This window comes from Flavobacterium terrigena (genome assembly GCF_900108955.1).
Classification (GTDB): domain Bacteria; phylum Bacteroidota; class Bacteroidia; order Flavobacteriales; family Flavobacteriaceae; genus Flavobacterium; species Flavobacterium terrigena.
The window spans coordinates 24,254-40,702 of sequence record NZ_FNYA01000010.1 but is presented as its reverse complement, the minus strand read 5'-3'; the positions used below and the strand labels follow the sequence as shown (position 1 = coordinate 40,702).

Genomic DNA, 16,449 nt, shown 5'->3' with positions numbered 1-16,449 from the left:
CTAAATTTGCACGCAATTTAACTACAATTGCAGCATGAAAGCACACACTTCTAAAATTATTGGAGAAGGATTAACTTATGACGATGTCCTTTTAATTCCAAATTATTCTGAAATACTTCCAAGAGAAGTTTCTATTCAATCAAAATTTAGTAAAAACATTACCTTAAACACGCCTATTGTTTCCGCAGCAATGGATACTGTTACGGAAAGTGCTATGGCAATTGCTATGGCTCAAGAAGGTGGTATTGGCGTTTTACATAAAAATATGACTATTGCACAACAAGCTGCAGAAGTTAGGAAAGTGAAACGTGCAGAAAGTGGTATGATTATCGATCCAGTTACTTTACCATTAACAGCCAATGTTGGTGATGCTAAAAATGCCATGAGAGAATTTGGTATTGGAGGAATTCCAGTTGTAGATGCAGATGGTGTTTTAAAAGGAATTGTTACGAATAGAGATTTACGTTTTGAAAAAGACAACAGCCGTGCCATTACAGAAGTAATGACTTCTGAAAATTTAGTAACTGCTGGAAAAGGAACTACTTTAGAAGCTGCTGAAGAAATACTACAAGAAAGTAAAATTGAAAAATTACCAGTGGTTGATGCCGATTTCAAACTAATTGGCTTAATTACTTTTAGAGATATCACTAAACTGACTCAAAAACCAAATGCGAACAAAGATAAATTTGGACGCTTACGTGTTGCTGCCGCTTTAGGTGTAACAGGAGACGTTTTAGAGCGTTGCGAAGCTTTAGTAAACGCTGGAGTTGATGCAGTAATTATTGACACAGCTCACGGACATACAAAAGGTGTGGTTGATGTGTTGAAACAAGTAAAAAATAAATTCCCAGAAATTGACGTAGTTGTAGGAAACATCGCAACTCCAGAAGCAGCTTTATATTTAGCTGAAAATGGTGCTGATGCGGTAAAAGTTGGAATTGGACCTGGTTCAATTTGTACGACTCGTGTTGTTGCTGGTGTTGGTTTCCCTCAATTTTCAGCTGTATTAGAAGTTGCCGCTGCATTAGAAGGAACTGGAATTCCAGTAATTGCTGATGGTGGAGTTCGTTATACTGGAGATATTCCGAAAGCATTAGCTGCTGGAGCATCTTGTGTGATGTTAGGTTCGATGTTAGCTGGAACAAAAGAATCTCCAGGTGAAACTATTATTTTTGAAGGAAGAAAATTCAAATCATATAGAGGAATGGGTTCTGTGGAAGCTATGAAAGAAGGTTCAAAAGACCGTTATTTCCAAGATGTTGAAGATGATGTTAAAAAATTAGTTCCAGAAGGAATTGTAGGTCGTGTACCATATAAAGGAGAATTAAATGAAAGTATGCAACAATTCATTGGTGGTCTTCGTGCCGGAATGGGTTATTGTGGTGCTAAAAACATTGAAACATTACAAGCTACTAGCCGTTTTGTACGTTTAACATCAAGTGGAATTAGTGAAAGTCACCCACATAATGTTACAATAACTAAAGAAGCTCCGAATTACTCGAGATAATATTATTAAGACCTTTCAGGTCTGGAAAACAAAAAAATCCATTTCAATTGAAATGGATTTTTTTTGCTATTTACTCAGTTACTATACTTTTAAAAATTTTATATTGCGCTTCAACTACAGATTCATTAAAACCATGAGCCGCTTTAGGTAACAAATAATATTCTTTTTTTGGTGCTTGAATTTTTTCAAAATACTCTTTCGAACTTTCTTTTGGCGTCATAATATCTTCATTCCCTTGAATTAAATATACTGGAATTTTAAAATCTAAATTATCTCTTAAAAAGTTAACATTAGCACTCATAGACTTCACATCCAACTTCTCATCTCCCACATAATTCACAAACGAATAATCGTCTCCATCTGCTCTATTTTTATTGTCAATATCGTTATTGTATGCTGGAGAAAGTTGAAACCAATTATTTGGTGCTGGTGTTGAATTGGCTCTTTCATATTTTTTCAAAACTCTAAAAAACAAACCTGCATTTTTTGCTCTACTATATGGTGGTTTCCCAATAGAGTTTAATATTTCCATAGCTTCATTATCCTTTTTTTCTTCAGCCATTTGATAAACTTTAGCATAAATTTCTACATCAATAGCCGGATTAACTATTTGAGAATGTCCTACATACGCATAAAAAAGTTCAGGGTTTTTAGAAACTATTTTCACACCTAAAGCCGAACCCCAAGAAGTCCCAAAAAGAATGATTTTTTGTTTATTTAAATGCTTCAAAAGGTATTTTGACACTTCAATTCCATCATTAGTCATTTGTTCTAGTGTTAATGGATTTGCTTTTAAATATTCTGGCGTAAGTTCTTCTGGAGGCGAATTTTTCCCATACGTTTTTCCGGTTCCACGCTGATCCCATTGCACTATAATAAAATCCTTTTCCAAATCTTTATACATTACATCAACATAAGGGCTAATTGGACTTCCTGGCCCACCATGAATAAATAAGATTATTGGTTTTGAAGGATTTCCTTTTATGGTAATCCATTGTTCAATCCCATTTATTAAAACGAATTTTTCTTCAGAAATGGCTTTTTCTGTATTTTCATTTGTCTGCGCTAGACATAAAAAAGGCAATAGAAGTAAAAGAAATAAAGATGTAATTTTCATGATTCAAATTTTAATTGTTAGTAATAATTTGAAGCAAAATTGCATGATTCTTTTTACGCTGGCGACCGAATAAAAAAAGTCGAACCAATTTCAAATAATAAAACTAGTTCGACTTTTTACAAAACCTTGATATTTAAGACTTTCTAAACTCAGTTGGTGTTTGATTGGTGTGTTTTTTAAAAGCGGTATTAAAAGATGATTTCGAATTAAAACCTACTTCATACAAAATTTCTAAAATAGTAACTTTATTTTTTGAGGTGTCTTTTAAAATTTTCATTGCTTTTTCGATTCGATATTCATTTATAAAATCAAAAAAATGTTTATCCATATGATGGTTAATCAAAATGGATAAATCACGAACAGAAATATTAACTTGTTTTGATAATTCTTGAATAGTTAATGAAGGATCAAGATAAGGTTCGTTTTCTAAAACATATTTTTTTACTTGTTCTATTTGAAGAATAATTTCTGGAGATTTTGAATTCTCAACTGGATTTTTATCAACTGAAACAAACTCTTTATTTAGCACTTCATTTACCAGTAACATAGTTGAATCGACACCTTTAAAAAGTTCTGGATTATTTAATGCTTTCAAAACAAACCAACAACTTATAAGTAGCGCAATAATTCCGATAATTACATTGGAACTATTTAATAACGCATGATAATCGGTATACCTAATTAACGATTTAAAGAAAACAACAGCATGTGCCATTAAAAACAACACCGTCATTTGAAACAACCATTTGTATGATGAATTATCTGAATTGGTAAAATTCTCCAAGTACGTTTCTTTATATGTTTTTAAGATTTTAAAAATTAAAACAATATAAAAAAAGTACTGTATTTCTACTAAAATATAAAAAAATCTGATTTCTGACATTTGCTTAAAATGCTCAAAAACATAAGTTGTTTCAATGGCGTTGGCTAAATAAAACCTTGGAATTAATATTAAATTAGCAAATACAAAAGGAATTACCAGAACTAAATCTTCTTGTTTCAATTTAAAATCAGAATAACAAACTGATTTGACATACAAGAAAAACACTGGCATAATTAGCAAACTAGTTGTCATTCTAAAAACTTCAAAACTCAAATTAGCGTCGAAATAATTTTCAGAAAAAAAGCTACTCAAATCAAATGCGGAAAGCAGTAACAATCCAGCAAAAAGTCTGTTTTTTAATTTACTTTTAGTTTGAACTGTTAGCAAGAAAAAAGCGAAAAGAAGTATTACAAAAGCAGCAATTAAAGCAAGAGTGTTTAAAAAACTGAAGTTATCCATTTATTTTTTTTTACAAATCTAATGAATATAAATTGGGTTATTTTTTTTGAGTTATTTTTTTCCAAAAACCTGAACAACATAAATTTTAGTTTTCGACTTATTTAACGCGAATCCAAAACCAGTGTAATTAAACTCTCCATATTTAATATTTTTAAAATGACTAGGAGATTTCACCCAAAGTGATTTCATCTTTTCCGCAATAACTTCGGAATCGATAGCTTCTTTTGGAATTGAAGTAAATAATAAATTCTCTCCTACTTTACTATATTCTTTTTTGCTGAATAATTTCACCCTATCCAAAAGTCCTTTTGTCTTTGAGTTTCCACTTTGAACATGTTCTAAAACATCTTTATTTGCGATATATATAGCTTGATTTGCCGCAGCTTTATCTAAATTTTCATCACGTGTTAGTATGGAACATTTATTTTCAACACGAACACCATTAATCTTATCGAACAATTGTGCATCAATTTTATCAATGTCAATATTTTGCTGAAAACCTAAAAAAAACACCACTAAAACTCCAAAACTTTTCATTTTTATCTTTTTATTAAAACGTGAAATAGCGTAATTTATTTTAAGTAAAAGTGATTTAATTCTAACAAATTTAAAATTCTATATAAAAAAATCCATTCCGACATATCAGAATGGATTTTCTACATGTATTATTTATTTTTTTATTCTTTGATTACTTTCTTAATTTCATAAAAAACACCATTTACATTAGAAATTTGAACTTTTACAAAATACAATCCTGATTGTAATGCATCAACATCAATTAAAACTTCATTTTTTCCAAAAGTTAAGTTCGATTTTTCAATAGTCGTAACTAATTTTCCTCTACTATCAATTAACGAAATCTCAACTTCAGAAGTATCTTTTAAATAAATAGAAGCATTTATTACATTTGAAAATGGATTTGGATATGTTTTTAAATCAAACATATCATTATTAAGATCTTCTAAACTTAAAACACTACAAACACTCGGAGAGCCAACACAACTATAGCCAGCTTCTATATTACCAATAGAATTACAACCATCACCATTTGTAGTATTGGCGTCATCACATTGTTCACCAGATTCAATAATGCCATTCCCACTGATTGCCCCTTCAATCATGCAACTCAAATTACAACCATCACCATTTATATTATTTCCATCATCACATTGCTCACCTGCGTTTACAACTCCATTTCCGCAAGTTGAACCTTCAGTCAAACAATATGCATTACAACCATCACCATTTATTGTATTACCATCATCACATTGTTCACCAGCATTTAAAACCCCATTCCCGCAATTAACATTTTCAAACATACAAGTATCACTACAGCCATCACCACTTACGGTATTTCCATCATCACATTGTTCTCCAGACTCAACAGTTCCATTAGCACAGATTGACAATATTTCTCTATTCAAATTAGATTCCAATTCATAATTTAATTCTAGATCTAAAAAATTGGAAAATCTTACATTTGACCCATAACCTTCTAAAGTAGTAAAATTTTGAAGCTCTTCATTATATTTAATTATAGTTGGAACAGCCTTAACGTTATAAAATTGAGCCATTTTTTTTCCTTCTTCAGTACTAACATCAACAATCGTAACATTAAATTTCTCTTTTATTTTTTGTTGAAAATTAACATCATTACCAATAGACTTTTCCATTTGTTCACAATAAGGACAATTTGGTCTGTGGAATATCAAAACTGATTCAATAAGTTTTGAATTTTTGTTTTGAAGTATTTTTAAAAAATCATTATTTGCATATAAACCTGATTTTAAAAATAATAAAACAAATAAGAAAGTAATTTTTTTCATAGTATTTATTTTAGAAAATTTCGAATAAATACAAAATTATAAGAATTTTCATTAAAACAAAAATAAAATTCATTTAGAAGTACTTACAAAAAAATCCTGCCAAAATGAATTAGCAGGATTTAAACTGTTTACTAAAAACTGAATACTGGAAATTATATCCCCAAATAATTACTTGGTGTAATTGCTTTTAATTCTGTTTTAATATCGTTAGAAACATTCAACGTTTCAATAAACGCATGAATCGAATCTTTATTTATAACTGTGTTCGTTCTTGTTAAATCTTTTAATGCTTCGTATGGATTTGGATAGCCTTCTCTACGTAAAATAGTTTGAATTGCTTCTGCAACAACTGCCCAGTTTTTCTCTAAATCTTCAGCGAATTTTGCTTCGTTTAATAACAATTTATTTAAACCTTTTAATGTCGCTTCAAATGCAATAAGTGTATGTCCGATTGGCACACCAATATTACGTAAAACTGTACTATCCGTTAAATCACGTTGTAAACGAGAAATTGGTAATTTCGCAGATAAATGTTCGAAAATCGCATTTGCAATTCCTAAATTTCCTTCTGAATTTTCAAAATCAATTGGGTTTACTTTATGTGGCATTGCCGAAGAACCGATTTCTCCCGCTTTAATTTTTTGCTTGAAATAGTCCATTGAAACATACGTCCAAACATCTCTATCTAAGTCGATTAATATCGTATTGATACGTTTTAAAGCATCGAAATACGCTGCAAAATGATCATAATGTTCAATTTGTGTTGTTGGAAACGAATGACGTAATCCTAAAGTTTCTTCAACGAATTGCGAACCGAAAGCTTTCCAATCGTGGTTTGGATATGCCACTTTATGTGCATTATAATTTCCTGTTGCACCACCAAATTTAGCAGCAAAAGGCACATTAAATAACAAACGCATTTGCTCTTCAATACGTTCTACGAAAACTAAAATTTCTTTTCCTAAACGTGTTGGAGAAGCTGGTTGTCCATGAGTACGAGCCAATAATGGAATATCTGCCCATTCTGTAGACAAGTCTTTTAATTTCTGTACAATTGCGATTAAGCTTGGTAAATATACATTTTCAAATGCTTCTTTAGCAGAAAGTGGAATCGCCGTATTGTTAATATCTTGAGACGTTAATCCGAAGTGAATGAATTCTTTAAATTCTTCTAATCCGAATTCGTCAAATTTCTTTTTGATAAAGTATTCAACCGCTTTTACATCGTGGTTAGTTGTTTTCTCTGTTTCTTTAATCCAAAGTGCATCTTCTGTTGAAAAATTTTCATAAATCCCTCTTAACTTTCCGAAAAGATTTTTGTCTACACCTTGTAATTGAGGAATATTATATTCGCACATTGAAATAAAATATTCTACCTCAACTAAAACTCTATATTTAATTAAAGCTTCTTCAGAAAAATAAGCGGATAACGATTTTGTTTTACCTCTGTAACGACCATCAATTGGCGATACGGCATTTAATTCAGTTAGTTGCATGTTATTGTGTGTTGTTTTTTAAAGGTGCAAATTTAGTAATTAGTGATTAGTTATCAGTAATTAGTTAGGAGTTTTTTTCTCTTCGATATAAGTTTTAAAAATTTTATCCCAAAAAGTAAAATAGAATCCAAAATTATTATTCAAATTTAAATGATGTTGATTATGAAAGCGAGTTGTTGAAATCCATTTTGTTAAAAAATTGTTTGTCCAAAAAACCGGAAAAACATCTTTTTTCATATGCCCCAAAACACCGTAAGTTAAATTTAAAACTAAGTAAATCACTACACTATAAAAATTAAAGTGCAAACTCCAAATAGTGACAAGCCATAAACTGCCAAAGCCAACAACTTCTATTGGATGCAAAACATACAAACTATACACATTTGTTTCAATATGAGAATGATGTTTTTTATGAATAGCAAACAACCAATTGATTTTATGAATAAAAAAATGAAAAACAAACATTAATAAATCCATTATAATTGTAATTAAAAACAAATCTATCAGAATGGAAAGAAAAGAAACTTCAAAGATGAATTTTATATATCCAAAATAAAAAAGTTTATAACCAAAAAATGTAACAATTGTATTAAATATTAAAGTGTATACAATCCATTTAACATCTTTTTTAAACAAAACGGTATTTTTAGATTCAATTATTTTTCCAACTAAAACCGACAAAACAATCAGACTTAAATTTTCAAATAAAAACAAAACAAACAAGTTAATTTCACCAACTTCATTCCATTTTAAAAGCCAATTTCCCATATTCAGATCTATAATTTTTCTTTCAAAATTTCCATTCCTTCACTTGCACTCATAGGTAAAACTTCTAACGGATTGGATAAATCGTAAATAGTTGCAGGATTTGGGTCGATGTAATAAACCGGAACATGTGATTTGGCATAATGCATCAAACCCGCTGCTGGATATACTTGCAATGAAGTTCCAATAATAATGACAACGTCAGCAGTTTGCATATGTGGAATCGCAAAATCAATAGCTGGAACTTGCTCACCAAACCAAACAATATCTGGTCGTAATTGTTCTGCATTTTCGTTTACATCGCCAATATGAATATCGGTTTCCCAAAATATACTTTCGCTTTCCGAAAACTCTCCACGCACTTTTACCAATTCGCCATGCAAATGTAAAATATTCGAACTTCCTGCTTTTTCGTGTAAATTATCTACATTTTGAGTAATAATTTGCACATTGAAATTTTGTTCCAACTCGGCTAAAATTTCATGTCCTTTATTCGGCTTGACTTCTTTCAACTGCGCGCGACGTTTATTATAGAAATCTAAAACCAAAGCTGGATTTTTCCTCCAACCTTCTGGTGATGCGACTTCCATGACATCATGATTTTCCCAAAGTCCGTTCGAATCTCTAAACGTAGAAATTCCACTTTCGGCACTCATTCCCGCTCCTGTTAAAACAACTATTTTTTTCATTTTTTCTTTTGAAGCTATTTCCCGCTATTCGTTACAATCTTTAATTATCGTCTTCGGCACTTCGACAAGCTCAGTGTGACAGCCTCAGACAACAATTAAAGGATTTCCACTACTATCAGGGCTATTACACGATTATTTTGTTAATTTGCATAAATTTATATTAAAAATGCCAAAAAACAAACTCGCTTTATTAGAATATTTAGAGAACTTTATGTCTGAAAATAGAAAAAACAGATTTATTGATGTCTTAAAATACAGAACCAATCATTTTACTATTGCTGTGGAAGATGTGTATCAGTTACACAATACCAGCGCAGTAATGAGAAGTTGTGAAGTTTTTGGAATTCAGAATTTACATGTAGTGGAACAACGTTATGGCAAAGCAATTGACAAACAAATTGCCATGGGCGCCGAAAAATGGGTGGACATCAACAGATACGATAATATAAAAACTTGTATTGCATCGTTGAGAGAACAAGGTTATCAAATTATTGCCACTACGCCACATAACGAATCGTGTATGTTAGACGAATTTGATGTGACTAAAAAATCGGCGATATTTTTTGGGACGGAGATTGACGGACTTTCAGAAGAAGTAATGAAAGAAGCTGATGGTTTTATTAAAATTCCAATGGTGGGTTTTACAGAAAGTTTAAATATTTCGGTTTCGGCAGCTTTAGTCATTCAAGACATTACGAACAGAATGCGTCATTCCGATGTGAATTGGCAATTAACAGAAGACGAAGTTTTAGAAAAACGTTTAGATTGGACCAGAAAAACGATAAAAGATATAGAGTATATTGAGAAGCAGTTTGTGGGATAGTGTTCAAATACTGAAAAGAATTGCGGATTAAGCAAACTAAACCCGCAATTGAACTTATTAACTTAAGCATTTTATTTTTTTTCAAACCACAAATTCCGAATTCTATTCATTGTAATACTAAAACCAATAATATTCCCTTTTTTGTTTCTTTTATACTTTGAAACAGCCATTCCTGACCAATTCAAAACATCTTGTTTTAAAATTTGAATGTCAAATTCTCCAAAACGGCTATGATACCCAATTAATTTATCATCTTTTAGACTAATCGTATAAAAAGTTTCTAATTCAGAACTATAAAACATTCCTGTATAATTTATTAAATCTTGAGTTGAAAGTTTTTTGTCCTCGTATTTTTCAAGAATTTCTATAGAATTGTCTGCAGAAATCAATTTCATTGTATTCGTTTTGATATCAAAACTTATAATCAATTTTTCATTAATGCCTCCCATTTGAAAATCAGTTGGCGTTATGGGTAGTAATGGTGATTTTTTATTATTAGTTCGCAAATACCATAAGGTATTGTTTTCTATATAAATCTTTCGAGAATAATTACTCTTATCACTCCAATACATTCCTTCATACTTTTTTAAAATTTCATCATTTAGCAGTATAGGTTTTATTTCTTCCTGATGGGTTTCAGCTTTTGATTTGTTTTGCAAAAAAAATTGACTAATTTGATCGGCTATTTTTGATAATTGATTGAATGTAAAATTGGATAGTATTATGATTTCTAAATTTTCATCCGGATAACTATACATTATGGATCGAAAACCTGCAATCGCTCCAGTATGTTGAATCCTATGATTTCCAAAAAAATCGTCCACAAAAACTCCAAAACCATAATTGTTTTTTTGACCAGAATTTAGCACATCTAATGTTTTAAGCATTTCGAAAGAACTTTGCCATTTCGTCGGCGCTTCATTAAAATTTTTCATCCATTTTAAAACGTCGTTACTTGTAGAATAGACATTAGAAGCACCATACGTTAAATCATTGTTCTCAACATAATTAAAAACTGAAGGCTCGATTTCTGAGTAAGAAGTCGCTACTTTTGAAACTACATTAGAACTGTTTTCTTCTATAAAAGTGGAATTCATTTGAAGTGGTTGAAATATTTTTTCCTTCATCCAACTTTTAAAATTCTGTTTTGATACGTTTTCAATAATTTTAGCGAGTAAAACATAACCTGAATTAGAATACATATATTCTGAGCCAGGTTCAAAATTTAATGAAGTTTGCTTAGCTAAATAACGATAAACATCTTCATTTGAAATTGCATCACCATCTCGCCATCCAGCAAGTCCAAACAATTCCGGAGAACTTCTAAAACCACTCGTATGATGTAATAAATGCCGAATAGTTATTGGTTTTCCAAAATCATTTAGTTCTGGCAAATATTTTTTAATATCGTCATCAATAGATAATTTACCTTCCATTTGTAATAAAACAATACCCATTGCTGTAAATTGTTTTGACATGGAACCAATGTTAAAAATAGTTTCTGAGCTTGTTGGGATTTTATATGAAATATTTTCCAAACCATAGGCTTTTTCAAAAACCGTTTTATTGTTTTGAGTTACCAGTACAACACCTCCTGGACCATTTGAATTTTTCCACTCTGAAAACAAACCATCAATATTGTTTGTTATGTTTTGACTTGTTACTGAAAATGTGGTAAATAATGCGAAGTACAAAAATTTTATTTGTTTCATTTTTTTAGATCATTAAGTTAATAATGAAACAAATGTGAAGATTTACTAACTATTAGAAAACTTAATTATGCAAACTCCATTTTTATGTCTGCAAAATAAGAAACTTAGCAAGAAGACAAATTTTAAAATTGTATAGATTTATAGTTTTAGCTTTTAATTTGTGAGAAAAAATGATCGCGGTAGGTTTCTGAAATGGGGATAATTTCCTTCGAAATTTTTATTCTGCTTCGTTCGATTTCATCAATTTTACTGATGGCAACCATATACGATTTATGCACACGACAAATTAAATTTGCAGGAAGAAGTTGTTCTAATTCTGAAAAATTTTGAAGTGTCATTATTCTTTTATTTATGGTGTGAATTCTTCTGTAATCTCTCATTCCTTCAATAAATAGAATTTCATCAATATTGACCTTTTCTAATCGACTTTCTGTTTTAATAAAAATAAATTTAGAATTTAATTCCTTGTGATTAACCGACTTGTTCTCCTGAATTTTATCCACTGCTTGCAAAAATCTTTCAAAAGAAAAAGACTTTAATAGATAATCAGTAACATTAAGCTCATATCCTTTTAAAGCATATTCAGAATAAGCGGTTGTGATTATTACCTGACAATTTAATTTGGAATTTTCCAGCAATTCAATACCTGACAACTCATCCAAATTGATGTCTAAAAAAAGTAAATCTACTTTGTTAGATTTTAAAAACGCCAATCCTTCCAACGCATCATCAAATGTGGCTAGCAAATTTAAAAAAGGTGTTTTCTCAACAAAACCCTTAGTTTTTTCTAAAGCTAAAGGTTCGTCTTCAATAATTATACAAGAATATTTAATCATTCGCTAAGGCTAAATTTACTTTATAAATGTTGTTATCTTTTGTAAAAGCTAAGTTATGTTTTTTTGGATACATTAATTCAATTCTCTTTTTAATCAAATCATTTCCCAAGCCATTAAATTCTGATTGAAATGTATTGTTTTCGCTATACTTATTTTCGCATTCAAAAACTATTTTTTCTTTCTCGATAACTAAAGAAACCTTTATGGCATTTTCCGTTTTTTTATTACTTACATGCTTGAAAGCGTTTTCTATAAACGGAATAAAAAGCATTGGCGAGATAGAATGGTTTGCAGCTTCTCCTTTTACAGTGAAAATTACAAAATTATCATTCGAAGTTCTAATTTTCTGCAAAGCGATATATTTTTCAATGTATTCAACCTCCTTAGTTAAAGCAATTTTTTCTGTTTTAGTTTCAAACAGCATAAACCTCAAAATGTCTGATAATTTATTCAGGTATTCTGATGCCAGTTGCGCATCTTTAAGTAGTAAGATGTCGATATTATTAATAGTATTGAATAAAAAATGAGGATCTAATTGAGATTTTACTAAAGCCAATTCAATTTGATGGTTTTTAAGATTTAGCGTTTCTTTTAATTGTATTTCATCATACCAAGTAATAAATCCTTTAATAATTACACTCATAATACCCGCAAATAATCCAATAAGTGACATGGTTATAATTTCAGCCAAAAAAGAACTCCAACCTCCTTCAAACATAAAAGTTTTTCCGAACAATAAGGTCAAAAACAATCCTCCAACTAAAGCGGAGCCAATAGAAAACAGAATGCCGTAAACAAATGAAAGCCCAATTTTTCTTGTTTTGATATACTTTGGAAAAAGATAAAAATAAAACAGATAAAACACAGTAACAGATGGAATTATAACAAATGGAATTCCTACTTTAAGAATATACCCAAAATTTGGTCCTGAAGAAAACCCTTGAGTGACGGCAGTAATAATAACTAATAGCAATAAAAAATAAGCGAACCAGAAAGCTGCATGAATCAAATAAATAATTGACTTTTTCATAATAAATAGATTTAATCTTTAATTCATTCAAAAGTCTTCATTTGTTTCAGTAATAACAAAAGCAATATGCAAATTAGGTTATTTCATCTGCGAAATAGAAATATTGAAGTTGTATTTAAGATTTCTTTTTGGGTTTGTTATTATTAAGAACAAAACATATGTAAAGACAACTTAATAATCTTTATTAAAACAAAGTATACAAAAAAACTAACAATTAATTTCTCTTCAAAACTTTATAATCATTGTAGGAAGTCGCTAATGCATCTAACACTTGTAAGTCGCTAGCTGTATTGATAAAATTTCTTGAGTAATTGCATTTCTCTAATATCTTATCAATTTCATTTTTATCTAATTGCAATAACATTACTAACGATTCTCTATCTGTATTTTTACTTAAAATAGCTGCGAAATTAGCATCGTTTTTCAAATCCATTAACTTCTTGAAATCTTTCTCTTTGGAATTAAATAAAGAATAGACTAAATCTACTGGATTTAATAAAGCTGTCAATAAATTTTCAGTAGCATTTTTGGCTTTCATTCCTGGTTCGTACCCTAAATTCAAACCGGTAATATTGTATCTGTAATTTTCATTAACTGGAATTAACTTCGTATCAATTACTAAATAACCCGTTAAATTATAATTTGTTACAATTACCGTTTCAATTTCATTAACTTTCTCACTTAACTGAATCGTTTTATTTCCTGAAAGCCATTTTTGGTTGACTTCCACCTCAGCGTAATTATAACCTAAATGAGAAAATAATAATTTATCATTCTTATTTACCGTAATTTCAAATTCACCATTTTCCGATGCTAAAACTACAGTTGAATTATTTTTATTAACAACCGTAACTCTTGCAATAGAAGCATTTGTTTTTAAATCCAAAATCTTCCCTTTCACTTTTAGTTGAAGCGAATCTGTTTGGGAAAATCCAAAAACAGAAAAGAAAAGTAAAAATATGTAGATTATTTTTTTCATTGTGAAAATATATTTCAACAAAAATAAGATTTAATTTTTAATGATGAATTTTGTTAACATAAGATTATAAGAAAGTTTGTGGCTACTTTGCGAGTAATTGGCACGCAGATGACGCGGATTGGAATCGATTTTACTGATTTTTTTTAGATTCGAAAATTCGTGGCAAAAAAAACAACACAACGTTTGTCACCCTTAAAGGGTCTCACGCAATATAATTCACGGCAGTTTTAAAAACAAAAAACAAGAGATCCTTTCAGGATGACAAGTTTGTGGTTAGCTTGTGTGAAATTAATTTTCGGAACAAAAAAATCCCGAAACGAATAAACGAATCGGGATTATTATATTTAAACTAAAATATTAGTCATTTGATCTTCTTGGCGTTCTTTTTGCGCTATCAAAGCCAGAACTTCTTCTTTCCGTTGAACGACCTTCTGAAGAACGACCTTCACCTCTTCTTCCGCTATCGCGAGAATCAGATGACGATGATCTTCTATCGCTTCCACCAGATGTTGTTCTTGGTCTGAAACCACTTCCACCTTCTCTGTTTCCACCTTCACGGTTGAAACCACCTTCACGATTTCCACCACCAGAATTTCCTCTATAACCTCCACCTTCACGGTTTCCGCCATCACGGTTTCCTCTGTATCCACCGCCAGAATTTCCACCTTCACGTCTTCCTGAGAATCCGCTTCCACCAGATCTTCCGCCACCACTTCTTCCGTTGTGGTCTCTTCTTCCTGAACTTCTTCCGCCTTCGTTTTTAGAAATTTCAACGTTAATTTTTCTACCGTTAATCTCAACAGCATTTAAAACTTCCATTACTTTTTCTGCCATATCAGCATTTGTATTAAAGAAAGAGAAACCTTCTTTTACATCTACTTTGAAAACATCATCTTGTCCAACTGCCAAGGTATCACGTAAATAATCTTTTAAAGACATCCAATCGTAATCATCTCTAGAGCCAATGTTGATAAAGTATCTTACAGAACCATCAGATGGAATTTCTGCTCTACTTGATGAACTATCTTGAGACGCTAAATCTTTAGTCTTTTTGTAATAGTTTAAGAAACGATTAAATTCTACAGAGATTACCTTTTTAATTAATTCTTCTTTAGGAATGTCTTGTAACAATTCCATAATTGAAGGTAAATAATTATCAATTGCGTGATCTGTTTCTGTATCTTTAATTTTATTTGCTAAGTGTAATAACTGAATTTCGCAGATTTCCATTCCAGAAGGAATTGGTTTTTCTTCGAATTTAGTTTTGATAATTCTCTCGATAGAGTGAATTTTTCTGATTTCACTTTTCGTAATAATTACAAACGAAGTACCTGATTTTCCAGCACGACCTGTACGACCTGAACGGTGCGTATACGTTTCAATTTCGTCTGGTAATTGATAATTGATTACGTGAGTAATGTTGTCTACGTCAATTCCACGAGCCGCAACGTCTGTTGCAACAAGCATTTGAATTTGTCTACCACGGAAAGATTTCATTACGCCATCACGTTGTGCTTGCGATAAATCTCCGTGTAATGCAGCAGCATTATACCCGTCTTCAATTAATTTTTCTGCAACCGCTTGAGTATCTCTTTTTGTTCTACAAAAAATTACTGAGAAAATATCTGGATTAGCATCTGCCAATCTTTTTAATCCTTCGTATCTATCACGTGCATTAACTAAATAATATTCGTGAGAAATGTTTGCTGAACTAGAGTTTTTATGTCCAACCGTAATTTCTTGCGGGTTTCTCATAAATTCTTTAGCGATTCTAGCTACTTCTTGCGGCATTGTAGCCGAGAATAACCATGTGTTTTTGTCTTTTGGCGTGTCTGATAAGATACTTGTAATATCTTCATAGAAACCCATATTTAACATTTCGTCTGCCTCATCAAGAACACAGATGCTGATGTTTTTAATATTCACCATGCCTCTGTTAATCATATCTTGCATTCTACCCGGTGTAGCCACAATTACTTGTGCTCCTCGCTTAATATCACGCGCTTGATCATGAATACTCGCTCCACCGTATACTGCAACAGTATATAAACCGTCGATGTATTTTGAGTATAATTTAATCTCGTTTGTAATTTGCAAACACAATTCTCTTGTTGGAGAAAGTATTAAAACCTGTGTTTGCTTGTTGAATGGGTCAATTTTTTGGATTAGCGGAAAACCAAAAGCTGCGGTTTTTCCTGTTCCTGTTTGGGCAAGAGCGACGATATCTGTGTCATCTTCCAATAATAGTGGTATAGCCTTCTCCTGTACTTCCGACGGGGTTTCGAATCCTAAATCACTTATTGCTTTTAACAACGACTCGTTTAACCCTAATTGCTCAAATTTATTCATTATATATTTTTAAATTGGGTGCAAAGGTAGAATTTAAT

The 16,449-nt window shown here is 30.9% G+C and carries 14 protein-coding genes; 2 read left to right on the top strand and 12 right to left on the bottom strand.

The annotated features are described in order from the left end of the window. Positions 1-34: 34 nt before the first annotated feature. Complete coding sequence (guaB, locus tag BMX42_RS13645; protein ID WP_091315696.1) at positions 35-1,507, top strand: IMP dehydrogenase; 1,473 nt, start codon at positions 35-37, stop codon at positions 1,505-1,507. A gap of 70 nt (positions 1,508-1,577) precedes the next feature. Here the strand turns inward: guaB and BMX42_RS13640 are convergent, their stop codons facing one another. The 7 genes from BMX42_RS13640 to BMX42_RS13610 all read right to left on the bottom strand — a co-directional run bounded on the left by BMX42_RS13640 (position 1,578) and on the right by BMX42_RS13610 (position 8,682). Continuing rightward, the gene (locus BMX42_RS13640; protein ID WP_091315693.1) at positions 1,578-2,624 is read right to left on the bottom strand and encodes an alpha/beta hydrolase family protein; all 1,047 of its coding nucleotides are present in this window, start codon (positions 2,622-2,624) and stop codon (positions 1,578-1,580) included. Positions 2,625-2,757: 133 nt separating this feature from the next. Continuing rightward, positions 2,758-3,906: a helix-turn-helix domain-containing protein gene (locus tag BMX42_RS13635; protein WP_091315690.1), complete on the bottom strand. Its 1,149-nt coding sequence runs from the start codon at positions 3,904-3,906 to the stop codon at positions 2,758-2,760. Positions 3,907-3,957: 51 nt separating this feature from the next. Beyond that, positions 3,958-4,443, bottom strand: a complete 486-nt coding sequence (locus tag BMX42_RS13630) for a CAP domain-containing protein (protein WP_091315687.1) — start codon at positions 4,441-4,443, stop codon at positions 3,958-3,960. Positions 4,444-4,583: 140 nt separating this feature from the next. Next, the gene (locus BMX42_RS13625; protein ID WP_091315684.1) at positions 4,584-5,732 is read right to left on the bottom strand and encodes a DUF4215 domain-containing protein; all 1,149 of its coding nucleotides are present in this window, start codon (positions 5,730-5,732) and stop codon (positions 4,584-4,586) included. Positions 5,733-5,884: 152 nt separating this feature from the next. Continuing rightward, positions 5,885-7,228, bottom strand: coding sequence for an adenylosuccinate lyase (purB, locus tag BMX42_RS13620; protein ID WP_091315681.1), 1,344 nt, complete (start codon positions 7,226-7,228; stop codon positions 5,885-5,887). Between the two features lie 60 nt (positions 7,229-7,288). After that, positions 7,289-7,996 carry a sterol desaturase family protein gene (locus tag BMX42_RS13615; protein ID WP_091315679.1) on the bottom strand — a complete coding sequence of 236 codons (708 nt, stop codon included), beginning with the start codon at positions 7,994-7,996 and terminating at the stop codon, positions 7,289-7,291. Positions 7,997-8,004: 8 nt separating this feature from the next. Beyond that, complete coding sequence (locus BMX42_RS13610; protein ID WP_091315676.1) at positions 8,005-8,682, bottom strand: SIR2 family NAD-dependent protein deacylase; 678 nt, start codon at positions 8,680-8,682, stop codon at positions 8,005-8,007. 166 nt (positions 8,683-8,848) lie between these two features. Between BMX42_RS13610 and BMX42_RS13605 the strand changes: the two genes are divergently transcribed. After that, the gene (locus BMX42_RS13605; protein WP_091315673.1) at positions 8,849-9,505 is read left to right on the top strand and encodes a TrmH family RNA methyltransferase; all 657 of its coding nucleotides are present in this window, start codon (positions 8,849-8,851) and stop codon (positions 9,503-9,505) included. Between the two features lie 71 nt (positions 9,506-9,576). Here the strand turns inward: BMX42_RS13605 and BMX42_RS13600 are convergent, their stop codons facing one another. From BMX42_RS13600 to BMX42_RS13580, 5 genes are all read right to left on the bottom strand, one after another. Beyond that, positions 9,577-11,217: a serine hydrolase domain-containing protein gene (locus tag BMX42_RS13600; protein ID WP_091315670.1), complete on the bottom strand. Its 1,641-nt coding sequence runs from the start codon at positions 11,215-11,217 to the stop codon at positions 9,577-9,579. Between the two features lie 146 nt (positions 11,218-11,363). Beyond that, positions 11,364-12,053, bottom strand: coding sequence for a LytR/AlgR family response regulator transcription factor (locus BMX42_RS13595; protein ID WP_091315666.1), 690 nt, complete (start codon positions 12,051-12,053; stop codon positions 11,364-11,366). Continuing rightward, on the bottom strand, positions 12,046-13,083 hold the full coding sequence (locus tag BMX42_RS13590; protein WP_091315662.1) for a sensor histidine kinase: 1,038 nt from the start codon (positions 13,081-13,083) through the stop codon (positions 12,046-12,048). The genes BMX42_RS13595 and BMX42_RS13590 overlap by 8 nt, the downstream gene beginning before the upstream one ends. 214 nt (positions 13,084-13,297) lie before the next feature. Then, the gene (locus BMX42_RS13585; protein ID WP_091315659.1) at positions 13,298-14,062 is read right to left on the bottom strand and encodes a carboxypeptidase-like regulatory domain-containing protein; all 765 of its coding nucleotides are present in this window, start codon (positions 14,060-14,062) and stop codon (positions 13,298-13,300) included. 357 nt (positions 14,063-14,419) lie between these two features. After that, positions 14,420-16,411 (bottom strand): DEAD/DEAH box helicase, encoded by a 1,992-nt coding sequence (locus BMX42_RS13580; RefSeq protein ID WP_091315656.1) that lies wholly within the window; start codon positions 16,409-16,411, stop codon positions 14,420-14,422. Positions 16,412-16,449: the final 38 nt, after the last annotated feature.